Here is a 17,472-nt window from a genome sequence, read left to right as displayed (position 1 = left end):
ATTCTCTTCTGAATCCCCATTATCGAATATTTTTCTCCGTCTCGCTCCATTTTGCTAGAAACTCTTAAAAAAGGCAGGATTAGGTAAGCCTTGGAGGTGAGGTGAGTGCTCAATGTTGAGGATCTCAGGGTCACTGTTGAGGAAAAGGAGATTCTCCGGGGTGTGAACCTCTCGGTGGGTTCCGGCGAGTTCCATGTCATCATGGGTCCCAACGGTTCGGGCAAGTCAACCCTCGCCCTGACCATAGCAGGACATCCCAGATACAGTGTCACAGGGGGGAGAATACTCTTCAATGGGGAAGACATAACCGGCGTTTCTCCCGACGAGCGTGTCAGAAGAGGCATCCTTCTGGCGTTCCAGCACCCTGAGGAGGTTGAAGGGGTCAGGATAATGGAGTTCCTACAGCAGATTCTGGCCGAGGTCAGGGGGATGGATCCTGTTGAGGCCTACGATCGCATCGTCGATACCGCAGGGGAGCTCTGGTTCAGTGAGGAGGATCTGATAAGGTACGTCAATGTTGGCTTCTCCGGTGGTGAGAGGAAGAGATTTGAACTCCTTCAGGCGCTTCTCCTTGAGCCCAAGCTCTTGATTCTGGACGAGCCGGACAGCGGCGTTGATGTTGACTCCCTTAGTGTCATCAGCAGAAAGATTGAGGGGCTTCACGAGAGCGGAACCGCCATACTTCTAATCACTCACTACGGAAGAATACTTCAGCACCTTGACCCCAGCAGATTCAAGGTTCACGTCATGCGCGGGGGAAGGATAGTCCTAGAAAGGGACGGTAACTTCGTGAAAGAAATCGAGGAGAAGGGCTTCCAGAGGATATTCGAGGAGTGTGGGTGCGATGAGTGAGATAACCGTCCAAGAGGCCAAGGAGATAATAGCACAGGAGATAGACAACCTTGCGAGGAGAAACAATGAACCTGGGTGGATGACGCGGATAAGGTACAAGGCGCTGGATGCCTTTGAAAACGCTCCTCACAGAGACCCGATTATAAGCGAGGACGAGCTCCTCCGTTTTATTGCAAAGCCGGAAATAACTGGCATTCCCGAGCATATAGAAAGTCTTGAAGATCTGCCCCCGGGGATGAGGGAACTCCTCGACAGACTTGGTATAAGTGAAGTCGAACAGAAATACATAGCCGGACTGGCTGTTCAGACTGACACCGGCATCATCTACAACGAGTTTCTCAAGGAATGGGCAAAGAAAGGTCTCGTAGTTCTGCCGATGGAAGAGGCGGTTAAGAAGTACCCCGATGTTGTTAAACGGCATTTCCTTCAGCTTTTCCGTGCAGATGAGAGCAAAATGGCCGCCTACCACACGGCGGTATGGAACGGTGGAATCTTCCTCCACGTTAAGAGGGGTCTCAAAGTTCCGTTCCCTCTTCACCTGTTCTTCTTGATTCAGGAAAGTGCCTTGGCCCAAGCACCGCACATAATCATAATAGCCGAGCCTGACAGCGAGTTCCATCTCATAGAAGGGTGTACCGCGCCGGTGCTCGTCAAGCACTCTCTCCATCTCGACATGACTGAGGCGTATCTCCACGAGGGCGCAAAGGTTCAGCTTACCGTGCTCCAGAACTGGCCCGAATACGTCCATACAAGGCCCATGACCAGGGCGAGAATCGGCAAAGGAGCGCGCTTCATTAACACCACCGTTGGCCTTGGAACTGGCAGGAGCAACATAGCAAACCCCAAGTACTGGGTGAACGAGAACGGCTATGTCGAGCTTAATGGAATAATCCTCGGTCAGAGGGACTGGTACGTTGATCTTGGCGGCGAGATGTACCTCCAGGGCAGGGGCGCTGCGGGGATAAACGCAAGCAAGGCCGTTATAATGGACGGGAGCACCGTAATAACCCGGGGTAGGATAGTGGCAAAGGCTCCAAAAACCAGAGGGCACATAAACTGCGATGCATTACTGATGAGCGACAGAGCGACGATGGAGACATATCCTGGGCTTGTCAGCAAGGTCGATGATGCCGAGCTGAGCCACGAGGCCGCGATAGGTAAGATACGCGAGGAGGAGCTGTTCTACCTCATGAGCCGCGGTCTCAGTGAGGAGAAGGCGACGCAGCTTATAGTTAAGGGCTTCCTTGAACCGATGCTAAGGGACATTCCGATGGAGTTCCTCGTTGAGATAAGGAAGATTATCGAGCTCTCCGTCAGTGGTAGCATGTGATTGAAAAACTTTTCTTATATTATCCGGTCCCCCTAATTTTTCCCGCTTTTCCTGGGAAAAGACCTAACGAAGTGTTTTAACGCCTTTTATCGCCCATATGTGGGGTGAAAGTTATGGACGTAATGGCAAAGGCTTTTGAAGAGGCCAAAAAGAACCCTGCTTTAAGGAAGAGGCTCAGGATTAAAGCTGCCTTCTCGCTGGTACTCCTTGTGGGATTTCTGGGGGTTGTGTTCATAACGGTTGGAACAATAATCTCGGGCAAAAACGGCAGCTTTCTTGGGATGACCCAGCTGGACTACCTCAAGCTCCGTGCCCGCTACGGCATCGTCATGATGATCCTAATAACGATCCACTTAGTGATGAACAGAAGCATAATGAAAAAGGAACTCGAAATGCTCTTTGGATGATTCATTAATTCTTTTAAATTCAATTTTTGCACAGTTCTTCAACAAGCTTAACGACCTCGGGCAGGGCCTTCTCGACCTCGTCGCTCAGCTCCATTCCGAGGTCTATCTCCTTGGCAACAACTCCGATGAAGTGTATCTCGGCATTTGCGAGGCGCTTATCGAGCGACATGAGAAGTTTGAGCCCGTCTATTGCCCCCATGAAGTGGGCGCTCCTTATCTCGGCCCTGAGCTTCTCGAATACCTCCTCCCCCTTCAGATGCACTATCTTTCCCGGTGGAAACTCCGCGCTCAGGATGGCGTCGATGATTATAAGTCTCTCCTCCCCGCGGTAGTGGTTCGAAAGCCTGAAGATGTCGGTGCCGACCTCAAGGACGTTGCAACCCCTCTCAATGAGTATCCTCCCAACCTTAAGGCCCACCCCGTCGTCTTTCATCAGCTCGTTGCCGAGTGCAAGGACTAAGGTTCTCATCGTTTCTCCCCCCTCCAGTTGCTCTGGAGGGTTTATGAGCCTTACCAAAATCTTTATATATACGATAGGCAGTTGTTATAACTGCCCTCAATGTTTTAGTGAGGGATGTTCCTATGGTAAAGAAGATTGTGGTCTTGGCGTTGATCATCACCGTTTTCTCCGCAGGGTGTCTCGCCCAAGTTGGAACCAAAAATGCATCACAGGGATTCTCTCTCAGAGTAAGCTCTGTTCCATTCAGGGTTCCAATTAACGTGACTGCCATCATGGTTAACGTGAGCGCGGGCTTCATAGGTTATCGTCACCTCGTCAGTAACTACCAATATTTTGTGGTCTTTGTAAAAACGGATTCGGCAGTTTTCAACGTCTCAGCGTTTAAGCTCTCCGATGACGTTTACGTGGTACCCTATTATCAGTTCAAAGACTCACATGGACTCCCGGCATCTATAACCGTGTGGATGAAGAACGGTTCAACGGCGGTTGTGAACATTAATGTTTCTGGAACTCCCAAGAGGGTTGTTAACATGGTTGTCAACTACGAGGTCGATAAGAACGGAACGCACTACGTTGTTAGGCCCATTGGATGGTCAGTGAAAAGGCTTAGTCTATGGAACGAGACCTTCAACGTCACCGTGGAGTTAAATGAGCCCATTCAAATTCTCAATGCTCCTCCGGCTAAGCTCTTTAACAACACATACATCCTTCCCTCATCCTGCCGGGTCACGAACGGTGGTATCACTGTCGTCTACAAATACTCCATTGGTAATGTGTATATCGTTGGATCACTCGGCGAGGGTTTCGTTGGGAAAATTTACTTCCCATGCGAGAAAATGGAAAACAGGTAACTTCGGAACGACTCACTTTTTGTATCTTCAATCAGCAGTTACAGGGTAAAGCACCATTTAAAGAGAAAATTAAAAATTGCTCAGAGTCTCGCCACGTGCACTGAACAGGAGATGCACGGGTCGTAGGCCCTTACAACCATCTCCGCGAGGAGCTTGAGCCTCTCCGGGTCGTCGTTGTAGTGCTTCTCCGCCATCATCCTGACGTGCTCCTCCATCTGGGCGAGGTTGAACGCCGTTGGGGTTATGATGTCAGCATAGGCCACCCTTCCGTCCCTGACTTCGAGGGCGTAGACGAGGATTCCGCGCGGTGCCTCGGTCGTGCTGACGCCGAAGCCGTCCCTTATCTCGACCTCGTCCCTCGGTCTTACCGGCCACCTCGCGAGCGCCTCGTCGATTAGGTCGATGGCCTTCTCTGTGAAGTAGACCAGCTCAAGCGCCTGGGCCAGGTTGTTGGCGAAGGGGTTGGTCGGCCTGAGCAGGTCTCTGTGGCTCTCGTAGAGCTCCTTTGCCCTTCCGTAGAGCCTGTCTGCATGGTTGACAACGCGGGAGATGGCGCCGGTCATGAAGGGCTTCTCCCCGTTGTAGAAGCTGTGCTTGGCGAAGCTGTGCTCCACAACGCGCTCGACCATGTGCTTCTTGTAGTCCTCGCTCGGGAACTCGAAGCCGTCGCTGACGCTTATGGCGTCGCCGTATATGCCGTAGACGTCCCCCCTCGGCTTCACGGCCATGTGGATTATCGGCCCCTCGACTTCCTCATACTGCTCCAGCTTGGCGAAGAGCTCGAAGGTGTACTCGGCCTTCGGGAGCGCTTCGTTGAGACGCTTCTTCATAAGCTCAAGGGTGGTCTTGCCGGGCAGTTTGCCAAAGCCTCCGAGGATCGCGTTCTCCTGGTGTATCGCCCTGCTTCCAAGCTCGTCCATTATCCAGCCTCCGAGGTTCTTGAGGTCGAGGGCAATGCCTATCTCCTTCTTGTACTCATCGACCATCTTGAGCGGGTTGGAGTAGCCGAGGTAGTCCGGGAGGACGAGGAGGTATAGGTGGAGAGCGTGGCTCTCTATCATGTCGCCGATGTAGAGGACCTCCCTGAGGGCCTGGATCTCCTCGCGGGGTTCAAAGCCAATCGCCTTTTCGGCGGCTTCAACCGCGGTGAGCTTGTGAGCGGCCGAACAGAAGGAGCATATCCTGGGGTAAACCGCCAGGGCCTCGTCGAGCTTCTTGCCTATGGTTATGGCCTCGAAGAACCTCGGGCCTTCTATGATGTTGATCCTGACCTCTTTGACGCCCCCGTCCCCGACGACTATCTCAACGCCGCCCTTGCCCTCAACGCGCGCTATGTGGTCAACGGTGATAGGAAGGTAGAGGTTCTTCATTCTTCCACCTCCTGGAATATCTTCTCAACCATCTCTTCGAGCTTCGGGTTGTGGGCGTTGAATATCTTCATGCGCTGGAGTATTTCTTCCTTTGTGAGTCCCTTCTCCCTGAACGTCTTGGCCAGGGAGTCGAACCAGGCGACGTCGTAGCCTATCGCTCCCCTGCAGCCAATGCATGCCACCCCAAAGCCCGGACAGCGGGCGTCACAGCCGGCTCTCGTTATGGGACCGAGGCACGGTTCACCTTTCTCTATGAGTATGCACGGGTGTCCGTTCAGCCTGCACTCAACACAGACCGGGTAGTCTATGTCCTCCGGCCATGAGCCTACGAGGAAGGTGCCGAGGGCGTAGAGGAAGTCCTTCTTCTCCGGCGGGCAGCCGTAGATGCGGTAGTCTACCTTGATGTACTCCTCGACTGGCTTCGCAGGTTTCGGCTGGAACTTAACCTTTGCATCGCCGTATACAGTCTTCCACAGCTCTTCCAGGCTCTTGTCCTTCTCCCAGCTCTGCACACCGCCATGGACCGCACAGGAGCCAACGGCCACAACGATTTTTGCGTTCTCGCGTATCTTCCTGACGAGCTCAACTTCCTCCTCAGTGGAGACGCTTCCCTCGATGAAGGCTATATCCACCGGCTCGTCCTCGTAGCTGTCCCTCTCGACCATGAACCAGCAGACGATTTCAGCGTGCGGAAGCAGCTGAAGGAGCTCGTCCATCATCGCCATCTGGAGCTGGCAGCCGTAGCATGAGGTGAGAGCGTAAAACCCGATGCGAACCTTTCCGTTTCCTTCCATCTCCACCACCTCAGTCCAGTAAGCCGGGCGTTGATACTATGTCGAAGTACGTGAAGACCGGGCCGTCCTTGCAGATGTACTTCCAGCTCGTGCTCGTTCCGACGTTGCAGTGACCGCACTTCCCTATTCCGCACTTCATCTTCCTCTCCAGCGTCACGAATATGTTCTCAGGCCTGTAACCGTAGTTGATGAGGGACTCAAAGACCGCCTTGTACATCCTCGGCGGACCACATATTGCCACGGCGGTGTTCTTCGGGTTGGTGTTGGCCTCGACTATGAAGTTCTGCGGTCTTCCGTGGAGTCCAGGCCACTCGGGGTCGCGGGTAACGCTCTGGATTATCTTGACGTTCTCGGCCTCGGCCAGGTCCTTCATGGCCTCCAGCTCCTTGTAGAACAGGAGGTCCTTTCCGTAGCGGGCGGTGTTGATGAAGGTGATGTTGCCGTACTTCCAGCGGTTGTCCATCGCGTAGAGGAAAACGCTCCTGAGTGGGGCGGTTCCAAGGCCTGCGGCGATAAGGAGCAGGTCCATGCCCTCCCACTCGTCAACCGGGAATCCGTTTCCGTAGGGGCCGCGAACGAGGACGGTGTCTCCGGGCTGGAGTCTGTGGATGACGGTGGTGACCCTTCCGGCCTTCCTGATGCACAGCTCGAAGAACCCCTTCCTCATCGCTGAGGAGCATATGCTTATCGGAACCTCTCCGACGCCAGGGATAGTGAGCTGGACGAACTGTCCCGGGCGGAAAGTCCACTTCTCGGCCAGCTCTGGATCCTCAAACCTGAAGAGGAACAGCTTTTCCTTCTCCGTGAGCGGATAAACCTTGAGAACCTTTGCCCTGTGGAGTGCGTAGGGGTTCTCGTCCGGCATCATAATCTCCCTGGGAACTACCTCGCTCATATGTCCTCACCCCTTATCTCCGAGGCGTAGGCGAATCCCCTCTTTGGAATCTCCTCGCTTATCTCAGAGGGACAGGCCTTCTCCTCAAGTCCAAGGATTGTGCGCAGGTTCTTCACGAAGCTTATGCCCGCCGGGCAGAAGTAGGTGCACCTGCCGCAGCCGACGCAGTAGCTTATGCCGAGCTTCTCGTTGTAGGCGTTCTTACAGAGGTACCTGTTGCGGAAGCGGTCCTTCTTGGTCGGCCTGAAGTTGTGGTTTCCTGCAACGAGGCCGTGGCTCCTGAGCTGGCAGGAGTCCCAGCGCCTCTCGCGGTAGCCTGTGTTCCCGTCGAGGTTTACGATATCCTGCACCTCGTAACAGCGGCACGTCGGACAGGTGGTGTTGCAGTTGCCGCAGGCGAGGCATATGTCCGCCTGCTCTTCCCACATCGGGTGTTCCATCTCAAGTTCAAGGAGATAGCGCAGGTTGCTCCAGTCCTCGTGGTACTTGAAGGCCTTCGAGCGCTTGTTCTCAAACTCACGGAAGTTGCAGATGTCTTCGTTGGTGACCTCCTCAAAGAGCTTGATGTTCTTGTCAACTATCCTGTGGCCGGTCGGTGTTCCAACGCGAACGAGCCAGCCGTCCGGGAGCTCGTGGAGGAACAGATCGAAGCCATCGTCGGCAAAATCCGTCTCGCGGAGGTTGCAGAAGCAGTACTCATCCGGTATACAGCTGATGCCTACGATGATGCCCTTCTCCCTGCGGACCTTGTAGTACTTGTCCGGAAGCTCGTCGAGGTATATGGTGTCGAGGATCTTGAGGCCGAAGATATCGCAGGCGTGGAGACCGAAGAGAACGAAGGGCTCAACGTCCTCTATGACCTCCTTGTACTCGGCCTTGGAGAGGTTGAACTCGAAGAGCTTCTCCCTCGGCAGGAAAAAGAACTTCTTCGGCGGCATTATCGTTCTGTTGTAGTGGAACTCGACCTTTTTGACGTCGTCTATTTCCCTGAAGTCGTAGAACTTCTCGGAAATTTTCACGGGGGCGTAGAGCTTGCCCCACTCCTTCAGCCTTTCAAGGAACGCATAGGTATTTTCCTTCGGGAGCTTAACGTATCTCAACCCAACCACCTCCAATGAACATAACCATGCACGTGCTCATCTCTGTCCCCTCAATTGAGGCTTGGCCGGAGGTTAAAAAAGCGTTTTTAAACCCGAAAATTGTAAACCAAAAGTTAACAACGGACTTTTCGGCGAGAGAACAGGGGTCGGCTAGGCGTTTCGGGCGTACGGTCGAGTTTTCGAGGCAGTTTGTCCCGGTCAGGGAGGGTGATGGAGAAGTTGAGGCCACTCGCCAATCCCCGGGAAAAAAACTTCGGCTCACGGCTCGCCTCGGAGCCTCTTCTCAAGCCTCAGGTAGATGAAGAGGACTATCATGAAGAGGGTTATGTAGTAGCTCCACCGGAAGGATATGAGCCCCATTATTCCGAGTGTGTATATGATCGTCAGGATAACAACGATGGCCAGCAGTATCCTGTAAAAAGTCTTCCGCTCCATACTCCCACCGGAGAAAATTGGTAGGGCCCTTTTTAACGGTTGCCCGGAAAATAAAATGTGGGGGTTCAGCCCCCGCTGGAGGCCGTTGCATTGCATACGAGCGGCTGGAACTGGTAGTTGAAGACGTCCGGGTGCAGGTACTCGGCGATCTCTTCCAATCCATACACTATTCTTGGCCCCGGCCTGGAGACGAGGTTGTCGTCGCTGATGGTGAATACCATGCCGTTCTTAAAGGCGTTCGTATTCACGAGCTCCGTGCTGCAGAGGTCTTCCGCGGTGATGCCGGCATGGGCGGACACTATTATCACATCGGGGTTTCTCTCAAGGACCTGCTCCATACTTACCTGGGCCCAGCCGCTCATGTCGGAGAATATGTTTTCACCGCCCGCGAGCCTGATCAGGTCGTCCTGGAAGGTGCCGCTGCCGGGAACGTAAAGCGGATTCCACCAGGTTATGAAGAGCACCTTTGGCCTCTCCTGGCCGCTGACCATTGAGGTGACGTAGCTCACCTTTGCCTCCATGTCTGCGACCACTGCCCTGGCTCCCTCCTCGCGGTTGGTTATCTTTCCGAGCATCTCTATGGCCGTGTAAATATCGCTGATATTCTTCGGGTCCACTATGACCACCGGGGCTATCTTCTCAAGGTCGTTCAGTATGGACATTGAGAAGCCGTCCGCAAGGATCAGGTCAGGGTTCAGGGACGCAATTATCTCAAGGTTCGCGTACTGGCCGTAGCCACCGACCCGTGTGATGTTCTCCACTGCCGGCGGGAAGTCTGCCCACTTTGTGACACCAACGAGCTTGTCCCCGGCACCTATGTAGAAGAGGCTCTCGGTAATGCTGGGTGCGAGGGAAACTATCCTCTCGGGTTCCTTCTCGATGGTGACCTGCCGCCCCGCGAAGTCCGTGACCGTGAGTGGGTAGCTGACTTTGAAGGCCTCAGGGTGGAGGAGCTTTGCTATGGCTTCGAGTCCTCTAACAACGCGCGGACTTGGGTGTATGAGGTCGTTTTCGTTCTCAATAACATACACCTTCCCCTCCCTGGCGGCCTTCGTGTTTGCGAGGGGGCCGTTGTAGACATCCTGAACCGTCATGCCGCAGTGGGGCGTGAGGATTATGACCTCAGGGTTCCTCTCAAGAACCTGCTCCATGCTGACGGCTGGCCAGCCGCTTGCGTCGGCGAATATGTTCTCCCCTCCCGCGAGCCCAATGACGTCGCTGATGAACGTGCCGCCTCCGGCCGTCATGAGCGGGTTGTTCCAGACGACGTAGAAGACTTTGAGCTTTGGTTTGTCCGTAACGGCGGAGCTTATAGTCTTGATCTTCGTCTGGAACTCGATGACGGCTTTCTGGGCACTCTCCGGGGCGTTGAAAATCTGGCCCAGGAGTTCGAGGGCCTTGGGTATATCGTCGAGGCTGTGGGGGTCAACGACAACCACGGGGGCTATCTTTTCGAGGTCGCTGAGAATGGGCATTGAATAGCTGTCAACGAGTATGAGGTCCGGGTTGAGGGAAGCGATTACCTCAAGGTTTGCATACTTTCCGTAGCCGCCTATCCTGGTGACGTTGGCAACCTCCGGGGGGAAATCATCGTAATCCGTAACCCCGACGACCCTGTCGAAGAGGCCGAGGTAGTAGAGGTCCTCCGTGATGCTTGGGGCCAGAGTTACAACGCGCTGCGGTTCGGAGTCTATAGTGACCGTCCTGTTCGCGAAGTCCGTAACGGTTACCGGATAAGATGGCTTCTCGGATTCCGTGGACGTATGGATGGGGGAGGATGTCTGCGGGGTTGTCTGGGAGGTCGTGGTGGGTGTCTCCGTGACACTTGACGGCTTGGAGGTGCTTGACGCAGTATTTTCACCGCCTATGCAGCCCGCCGCTATGACGGCGCCCAACAGCAGGAGCATGAGCAGGAGGGCACTCCTCTTCATTCACACCACCTGGATTATTTGTCCATCACTGATTTGGCTGGGGGTATATAAAGTTGTTGGATATTTTGGCCATCAAGATAAAGGAGAAAAGCGACCGATCACGGTTTCCTGAGCAGCAGAAACACAAGAACAGCGGCACCAATGAGAAGCATCACAGCGAGCCCCACAATCCAGAGGGGAGTCCTTGGCGGTGCTGATGTTGTCACTGACGTTTCGCTGGTGCCGGTGGTGGTCTCTGCCACAGGCTTTGAGGTAGTCGTGGTGGAGACCGTGAGGTGCGTGGTTGTGGTCGTCCGCTGCGTTGTGGTTGTCGTTGTCACCGTGGTGGTTGTGGTTTCCTCCGGCGGGGCAAGCTTCGATGCCTCAAGGATGGCCCAGCGGAGGAGGTTAGTCACGAACTGCTGGCCATCGAAGAGATAGCTGCCGTAGCGGTTCACCCATATGGGCACGGGGCTTCCGTATGGACTTTCCGCACTGACTATCAGAATGCTCTCCGCCCCGTTGGGGAGTTTGACGAACTCCACGGCCAGGAGCGTGAACAGTCCCCTGTCCCAGGCTTTGTAAGCCCTTGCCTCGGGGGCGTAGTCATCCTCTATCATCCCGTTACCGCTGGTCGTGACTATCCGGTAGATGCCCTCAGGGATCTCCCCCGCGATTAAAGGATGCCATCTGCCCTCTTCGTCCACCCACGCCAGGACACCCGGCTCATGGAAGAGAACCTTACCCACTTCGCCCTGGTATCCCCTGTTGAGAATATCCGCGTCGGGGGTTTCCAAGTCCACCCTGACGAAACCGGCCACGTATGCACTCTTCCCGGCGTTGCTGAACGTGTCGGTTGCCGTGGCGTAGTCTATCCTCAGTCTGGTGTTCGGTATTGCCGAGAGCAGTTCGTTGACGTTTCGCTGGACGTAGGCACTGTCCTTCCTGTCACAGTCTCCGGCAACCCACAGGACTTTCCCTCCCTCTGAGAACCACTTCACGATGGCCTCCATTTCCCCGGAAGAGAACCTCTTCCACGGCTGCCCTATTATAAGGACATCAACGCCCTCCAGAGCCTCGTACGTGATGCCGTCGCCGAGGTGCTTGACACCGGCGTTCTCAAGCTCCGGGCTGTAGCCAATGTAACCCCAGTCGTACCATGAAAGGGTTGGTATCATGCCCTCGGCTATGACCTTTCCCGTGACAGGGTCAACTATGGGCGAGACCAGCGCTACCGTCCCTTCATCGTGTGAAACGTCAACCGCTATCGTGGTTGCACCCGCGTATTGGGAGAAAAAGAGGGCAAAAATGATCACCGTGATTAACATCTTCTTCATCGCCCGTTCCCCCTCGTATTATTTTTCTCTTAAAATAATGGGCTGTGGATGATAAAAACGTTTCCAAACGGGAGAAAAGGAAAGAACAATTTTACTCCTTCGTTTTTCCGATTCTGAATATATCCACACGGGTTATGATCCCGGCCACCTTTCCCTCCCTGTCCTGAACCAGAACCGCTGGATGCTCCTCAAGGAGATATTTAACGACCTCAAGGTCTTCGTCCTCGTTGACTATCGGGAACGGCTCTTCCATGACCTCCATGACTTTCCTGTCGTAGATATCCTCGTACTCAAGGCTCTGCCTGACCAGAGTCCGCTCCGTCACGGAACCGACAACCTTATTGCCCGCGATAACCGGAATCTGCGAGATGTTGTGCTCGTTCATTATCCTGATGACGTTTTCGACGAGTTCGTAGGGCTTAACTGAGATAACGGGGGAGGACATGACGTCCTTTGCTTTGAGCTGTGCCCTCTTGCATTCGAGTAAGGCCTGCAGAATACGGTTGAAGGTCGATAATCGCGGGTCAACTTTCCCCGCCTCTAACTTGGCTATATACGCCTGAGTCACACCCGCCTTCTGGGCGAGCTCTTCCTGGGTTATGTCGAGCTCCTTCCTAATTCGCTTTATCTCCCTGGGGTCAATGGGGCGGGGGATTGTCACCATACATAACCACCAGTTATTTATTTCAGTCTTGGAGGTTATAAGCCTTCCTCAGAAGAGGGTCGAAGTGTGGGCCGGGCACAGAGGCCCGCGTTCATTCCCTCGCGCGGGTGGATGCTCCCGGCCCTGTGGGCTCGGCGTGAGCACGCTCCGCTCACTGAACCCGATACCTCGCGGAGGCGGGTTGACCGAGCCCGTGCGAGGAGACATGTTGTCCCCTCGCTGTCGGCGGTTAACTCTAAACCTGAAGAGCTTAAAAGTTAAGCGGTCGAGATAAGCACGACTCCAAGCACGGCCAGAACGAGGCCCTCCAGTATCTTCTTGTTCGGAGGTTCTTTCAGCAGGACTATCGCGAGAGCCGAGGCTATTATGGGATTTACCGCGGAAACTGGAGCCGATATCTGGGAGCCTACCTGGTTTATTGAATACACGAAGAGGTACTGCCCCAGCATGAGCCCTGTAAAGGCCGCCCCTGTCAGGAGCAGGGCCTCTCTTAGGGTTATTTCTCTCAACTCCCTCCGGTACTTGGGGAGGAACACCGAAACCCCGATCGCCGCAAACATCATTCTAATTCCCGCGAGGGACAGAACGTCCACGTATCCGGTCAGCCAGTCCATAGTGAGTATTGCAAAGCTCCATGAGAGGGGAGCGAGGAGGGCGAAGATAAAGCCTTTAGGGTCGACCCGTTCTTCCTCCTCAGCCCTGCGAACCACGATTATGGCGGTAACGACCAGGATTGCCCCTATCACCACCTGGGGGCTTATCCTCCGCCCGAGGAAAAGAAATGCCCACAGTATTGTCCACAGGGGATACGTCGATGTTATGGGGACCGTTCTGGAGACCCCCATAATCTTCAGGGCGTTTAGGTAGAAATAGTCGCCTATGACGAAGCCGAAGAGTCCCGAAATGAAGGCCACGGCAAGGAGGGTCGGTGAGAGTTCGGCTATTTTGGAGAACGTGCCGTCTATCAGGAAGACAACAACGAACATCACCGAGACGGCGTAGAGACGGAATATATTGGCGGTAACGGGGCTCTTGTTTTTCATCCCTGCTTTTATCAGTATCGTTGATGTGGCCCATGAGACCGCCGATGTCAGTGCCGCAAGAACTCCGAGTACTACGCCGTCCATGTTGAAACCGGGGAACGTTCAGCTTAAAAACTTAGCGTTTCGATGGAAGACGAATACTTCATATTAACATTGCTATGGGCAGTGTGTAAAACCATTCCCCGTCCACCCATAAATCAAGGGCTTTTCCCGGTTTGTACCCTTCCCGGGCAAAATACAGGATGTACCCATAACCGTTCAGGACAGCGAACACCAGAACGGGGAGATAGTGGCCGAAGCATCCAAGGACGTATGCTGCTACAAGCCACGGCAGAAATGTTGAGTTCATAAGAAGCAGAAGCCGTCTGCTTTTTTCCAGCCCCAGCTTCACTGGTATTGTCTGTATTCCGTTCATTCTGTCACCCTCTATGTCCCTGACGTCAAAGAGCATAGTGTTTATCATGCTCTTCATAAAAAAGAAGTAGTATATCATAAAGACTTTCTGGAGACCCACATTTCCTGCAACGAGATAGGGGAGAAACGCGGTTCCGTTCGCCCAGGTTACTGCTATTATCACGTTTTTGACCCCTGTAATGTCCTTGAGCCTTGGGTACTCGGGATGCAGTCGAACGCTGTAGAGCACGCCGGCGATTATCGGGAATAGGACGACCAGAACCGCCCACGGACTTGTGAGGGCGCTGAGGATTACCGCCACGACCAGGGAGATGATCACGGAATATTTGAGCAGTTTGGCTATTTTCTTCACGTATCTAACCCTTTCGGGGTTGTTAATCTCGTCCTCCCCGATGTCGGTCAGCTTATTGATTCCGTAAACGCTGAACACCAGAAGGAACGTGGCCACGAGCAGGTTCCATCGCGGGGCTATGCCGTAGAGCAGAAAGGAGAAGTAAACCTTGAACACACCACTAGCCGCTAGAAACAGGGAGGTGGAAACCAAAAAAGTGAATACACGGCCAGCTAACCAGGTACCCAGACCAAAGACGCTCCCAATTCCGTCCTGTTTCGAATATTTGGCATAGTCAGAGGACAACCTCATGTTCTTCATTAATAATGATTTAAAACGGGAATTATATAACCCTTTCAGCCTTTTTCTTGTAATATTCAAAGAGTTCTATTCCCCACTTTTTGGCCCGTTCACTGGTGCTGATAAGGTCGTTCATCATATCATATGTTCCGTTGGGCAAGAACAGGCCGAGGGACAGAAAGTTGTTTGTCACGGTAAACGCGACCTTTGGGTTTTCGTCGATTACATAGAGCTTGACGTTTGGAAGACCCTTAACTTTCTCAACGGCCTCCGGAGGCGACAGTTCAACGAGCCTCTCGTACACGGTTCTGGTCGTGATTATCTCAATATCGACTTCCTCGCCAAAGGCCAGCTCCAAGAATTCCTCCGGGTAGTCCGCGAACAGTATGGGGGACACGCCCTTTATCCACTTGGACGTTCTTATCAGCTCCATGTATATCTCGTGGGGTAGCTTCAGATATTCTGGCGTGGTTGTGTGGAGTTCTGAATCCACGAGGTCTCCCAGCCTCAGCAGAAGCTCTTCCGGAATGCCGCTGAGGTCATGGGAGAGCCAGAACTCCTCAAACCGTCTTATGCTTTCCAAGGCTCCCCTGATGTTTCTAACCTGGAGGGAAACCAGATAACCTATATTGGTGAGTCTGTATTGCTTGGTTTCAGGATCCTGAATTACCAGCGTTTCATCCATCAGGTCGCTAAGGGCGTGTGAAATCGTTGACTTTGTTGAACCCACCAGGGAATGAATCTCGCCCAGTGTTTTGGGCCCCTCTGAGAGGGCAAGCAGCACTTTATGCCGCACGCTGGATGTTACAACCATTTTGAGCACGTTTTCCGGATTCATGGCCTCTCCTCCCGTCCCTTTTACGGTGTCATCCTAATAAACTTTTCTTGATGTCACAACTTTTGTCCTATTAGAACAATTTTGTTTTTCAAGAGCAAAAACGTTATATATCCCAAATGCCCAAAGGGGTATTGTGGAACACATGCAAGTGGTAACGTCTGGACTTGACTATATCGACCACGCCATTGGTGGAGGTCTCGTAAGGAGTTCGAGTCTGCTAGTGGTATATGACTCCTTCTCAATGGGCTGGGAACTGCCCTTTGAAATCCTGAAGCACCAGATTTCCAGGGGAGTTCTGGGCATCATCATAAACTACAACCTTCCGCTTCCAAGGCTGATGCTGAGGGCGAGATCCGTGGGGCTTGACATTGAGGAAGAGGGACGGAAGGGCAATCTTGCGGTTATCGATGTTTTTGGATCAAGGTATGATTTTCATTATCCGGCGGATTACGTTTACCGGATAGAGAGCTTCAATCCCGAAACCTACATCCCGAAGCTTGAGCAGATATACAGAACCATCTTTAAGAAGACTGAGAAAATGGAGATCGTTGACTTCGTGTTCTCCCTCGATGGCATGGCGTTTGAAATCGGGGAGGAGCGTAGCATAAAACTGATCAAGCGTCTCCTATCCAATCGCGTTATAAACGGGCGCCATCTTTTCTCGATGTACCTCCTCGGAAAAGACAGGGTATCCACGAGCTTCCTCTCGTGGAGCATTGAATTCAGTGACTACGTGCTTGAATTCTCAAGCAAGAAGAGTGACCATGGAATTTTCGAGCAGATGTACGTCCTCAAATCGCCCCTTGCCAAATTCGAGCCAATGGCCTACAGATATGACACCAAGCACCAGGGCCTGATGCCGCTCACGTCCCCCAAGAGCTGATGTGGGGACAGGATTATAAGGGACAACTGAGAACAGCGAAACGCATGATGACCTCGGCAGAGCTGACGTCAGGATGATGAGGATCTTGAGTGCTGAATAATAAAAAGAAATCAGCGGAGGATTATGTTGAGCTTCCTCAGCTCTATCCTTATGCTGTACTCCTTTGAGACCTCGCGGAGGATGCGTCTTATTGCGTCCTCGATGTCCTTCTTTATCTTGCTGTCCGAGACTCCCGAGAACGAGCCGAAGAGACCCCCTGTCTCCTCCCTCAGGAAGCTCGCTTCAATGTCAACCATCACCGTGGAGTCCTTGATCTCGTGGTTCATTTTGAGCCATTTGAAGGTAACCCGGGGTATAAGCTTCATCTCCGCGTGAATCCTGGTCTTCAGGGTCTCTATTGCGGGTTCTATGCGGCCTTTGAGCATGGCCTCCTCTGCCTCTTTCTTCTTTTCCTCTGTGAACGGAGCGAGGTCATCTATCCCGGCCTGCTTGAGGAGCTGCTCGACCTCCTTCTCCAGGAGTTCCTTCTTTGCCAGGACTTCCGCGGCTTTGCTGGAGGTTACCTTGGGGGCTTCCCTGGCGGCGCTTGCAATGGCAGGGGTTAGAACCTCGACGTCAATGTTGTGGACGGTTATGTAGCGCTTTATCGACCTTCCAAGTTCTCTGGCGTGCCTTGTGAGAATGTCCCTAGCGATTCTCTCAACTGTCTCCTTGGTCATTTCGGTCTCTCCGACCATGGACAGGTTAATTTCGAACTCTTTTCTGCCCTTGACGTCAAAATACGCTTTCTTGACCCTTACTCCTGCCCCCTCCAGCTCGGTAATGACGGTTCTGGCGTAGGCGCTGAAATACGGCCAGACGTCCTCAAGGACGGAGAGGCTTATTTTTCCGTCCTTTGTCACGTTGCCCGTCTTCTTTTTGTCCCTGTCCACGATCTCCTGAGGCCTGATTTCCTGCCCGTCTATTACCACGCTGACGTCTTTGACTATGGGTTTGACCTCGGCCTCCCTGAGAAGGACGGGGGCGTATTTGCTGACCGCGTGGAGCATCCTCTTCTCCGCGATTTCTATGTCCCTGGAACTGCCATCGGAGTTGCCGTGTATGTGGACGTTCAGATAAACCACACCCTCTCCAACGTTTGCATCAAACTCGATCTTGCTGATCCTGAGACCTCTGATCTTTTTTGCTTCCTTGAGGAGGTCTTCGGCGTATACCTGGAAAGCCCTCTCCGGAAGCTCTCCCCCGGTAAAGTTAACGA

General features: G+C 53.3%; 18 protein-coding genes. 5 read left to right on the top strand and 13 right to left on the bottom strand.

All coding sequences use genetic code 11. The annotated features are described in order from the left end of the window. Window positions 1–105 precede the first annotated feature (105 nt). The 3 genes from sufC to F7C11_RS10575 all read left to right on the top strand — a co-directional run bounded on the left by sufC (window position 106) and on the right by F7C11_RS10575 (window position 2,589). Entirely contained in the window at window positions 106–852 is a 747-nt protein-coding gene (gene sufC / locus F7C11_RS10585; RefSeq protein WP_297093234.1) for a Fe-S cluster assembly ATPase SufC, read from the top strand. Further along, the gene (locus F7C11_RS10580; RefSeq protein ID WP_297093231.1) at window positions 845–2,182 is read left to right on the top strand and encodes a SufD family Fe-S cluster assembly protein; all 1,338 of its coding nucleotides are present in this window, start codon (window positions 845–847) and stop codon (window positions 2,180–2,182) included. The genes sufC and F7C11_RS10580 overlap by 8 nt, the downstream gene beginning before the upstream one ends. A gap of 113 nt (window positions 2,183–2,295) precedes the next feature. Next, window positions 2,296–2,589: a hypothetical protein gene (locus tag F7C11_RS10575; protein WP_297093229.1), complete on the top strand. Its 294-nt coding sequence runs from the start codon at window positions 2,296–2,298 to the stop codon at window positions 2,587–2,589. A gap of 19 nt (window positions 2,590–2,608) precedes the next feature. Here F7C11_RS10575 and F7C11_RS10570 read toward each other — a convergent pair whose 3' ends face one another. Then, entirely contained in the window at window positions 2,609–3,058 is a 450-nt protein-coding gene (locus tag F7C11_RS10570) for a hydrogenase maturation protease (protein WP_297093227.1), read from the bottom strand. Window positions 3,059–3,171: 113 nt separating this feature from the next. On the opposite strand from F7C11_RS10570, the gene F7C11_RS10565 reads away from it, so the two are divergent. Continuing rightward, entirely contained in the window at window positions 3,172–3,900 is a 729-nt protein-coding gene (locus F7C11_RS10565; RefSeq protein WP_297093225.1) for a hypothetical protein, read from the top strand. 80 nt (window positions 3,901–3,980) lie between these two features. Here F7C11_RS10565 and hydA read toward each other — a convergent pair whose 3' ends face one another. From hydA to F7C11_RS10510, 11 genes are all read right to left on the bottom strand, one after another. After that, the gene (hydA, locus tag F7C11_RS10560) at window positions 3,981–5,270 is read right to left on the bottom strand and encodes an NADPH-dependent hydrogenase/sulfhydrogenase 1 subunit alpha (protein WP_297093223.1); all 1,290 of its coding nucleotides are present in this window, start codon (window positions 5,268–5,270) and stop codon (window positions 3,981–3,983) included. Next, entirely contained in the window at window positions 5,267–6,064 is a 798-nt protein-coding gene (gene hydD, locus F7C11_RS10555) for an NADPH-dependent hydrogenase/sulfhydrogenase 1 subunit delta (RefSeq protein ID WP_297093269.1), read from the bottom strand. Before hydD ends, hydA begins: the two co-directional genes overlap by 4 nt. Window positions 6,065–6,074: 10 nt before the next feature. After that, entirely contained in the window at window positions 6,075–6,959 is an 885-nt protein-coding gene (hydG, locus tag F7C11_RS10550; RefSeq protein ID WP_297093221.1) for an NADPH-dependent hydrogenase/sulfhydrogenase 1 subunit gamma, read from the bottom strand. Then, window positions 6,956–8,059, bottom strand: a complete 1,104-nt coding sequence (gene hydB / locus F7C11_RS10545) for an NADPH-dependent hydrogenase/sulfhydrogenase 1 subunit beta (RefSeq protein ID WP_297093219.1) — start codon at window positions 8,057–8,059, stop codon at window positions 6,956–6,958. The genes hydG and hydB overlap by 4 nt, the downstream gene beginning before the upstream one ends. A gap of 258 nt (window positions 8,060–8,317) precedes the next feature. Beyond that, window positions 8,318–8,494, bottom strand: a complete 177-nt coding sequence (locus tag F7C11_RS10540) for a hypothetical protein (protein ID WP_297093217.1) — start codon at window positions 8,492–8,494, stop codon at window positions 8,318–8,320. Window positions 8,495–8,559: 65 nt separating this feature from the next. Beyond that, on the bottom strand, window positions 8,560–10,425 hold the full coding sequence (locus F7C11_RS10535; RefSeq protein ID WP_297093214.1) for an ABC transporter substrate-binding protein: 1,866 nt from the start codon (window positions 10,423–10,425) through the stop codon (window positions 8,560–8,562). Window positions 10,426–10,523: 98 nt separating this feature from the next. Beyond that, a complete protein-coding gene (locus F7C11_RS10530; RefSeq protein ID WP_297093212.1) occupies window positions 10,524–11,741 on the bottom strand; it encodes a hypothetical protein in 1,218 nt (405 codons plus the stop codon). A 91-nt stretch (window positions 11,742–11,832) separates the two neighbouring features. Then, on the bottom strand, window positions 11,833–12,405 hold the full coding sequence (locus F7C11_RS10525; RefSeq protein ID WP_297093210.1) for a CBS domain-containing protein: 573 nt from the start codon (window positions 12,403–12,405) through the stop codon (window positions 11,833–11,835). 257 nt (window positions 12,406–12,662) lie between these two features. Then, window positions 12,663–13,532: a DMT family transporter gene (locus tag F7C11_RS10520; RefSeq protein ID WP_297093208.1), complete on the bottom strand. Its 870-nt coding sequence runs from the start codon at window positions 13,530–13,532 to the stop codon at window positions 12,663–12,665. Between the two features lie 58 nt (window positions 13,533–13,590). Then, window positions 13,591–14,514 carry a UbiA family prenyltransferase gene (locus F7C11_RS10515; protein WP_297093207.1) on the bottom strand — a complete coding sequence of 308 codons (924 nt, stop codon included), beginning with the start codon at window positions 14,512–14,514 and terminating at the stop codon, window positions 13,591–13,593. 22 nt (window positions 14,515–14,536) lie between these two features. Further along, window positions 14,537–15,331, bottom strand: a complete 795-nt coding sequence (locus F7C11_RS10510; protein WP_297093205.1) for a winged helix-turn-helix domain-containing protein — start codon at window positions 15,329–15,331, stop codon at window positions 14,537–14,539. A 133-nt stretch (window positions 15,332–15,464) separates the two neighbouring features. Between F7C11_RS10510 and F7C11_RS10505 the strand changes: the two genes are divergently transcribed. After that, window positions 15,465–16,214 carry a hypothetical protein gene (locus F7C11_RS10505; RefSeq protein WP_297093203.1) on the top strand — a complete coding sequence of 250 codons (750 nt, stop codon included), beginning with the start codon at window positions 15,465–15,467 and terminating at the stop codon, window positions 16,212–16,214. 110 nt (window positions 16,215–16,324) lie between these two features. Here the strand turns inward: F7C11_RS10505 and F7C11_RS10500 are convergent. Next, window positions 16,325–17,472: hypothetical protein (locus F7C11_RS10500; protein WP_297093201.1), on the bottom strand; the 1,148-nt coding region annotated here is incomplete at its 5' end.

Origin of the sequence: Thermococcus sp., assembly GCF_015521605.1 — an archaeon.
Lineage (GTDB): Archaea > Methanobacteriota_B > Thermococci > Thermococcales > Thermococcaceae > Thermococcus.
Note: the sequence above shows the minus strand (reverse complement) of the source record. Positions and strands in the feature narration are given on the sequence as shown.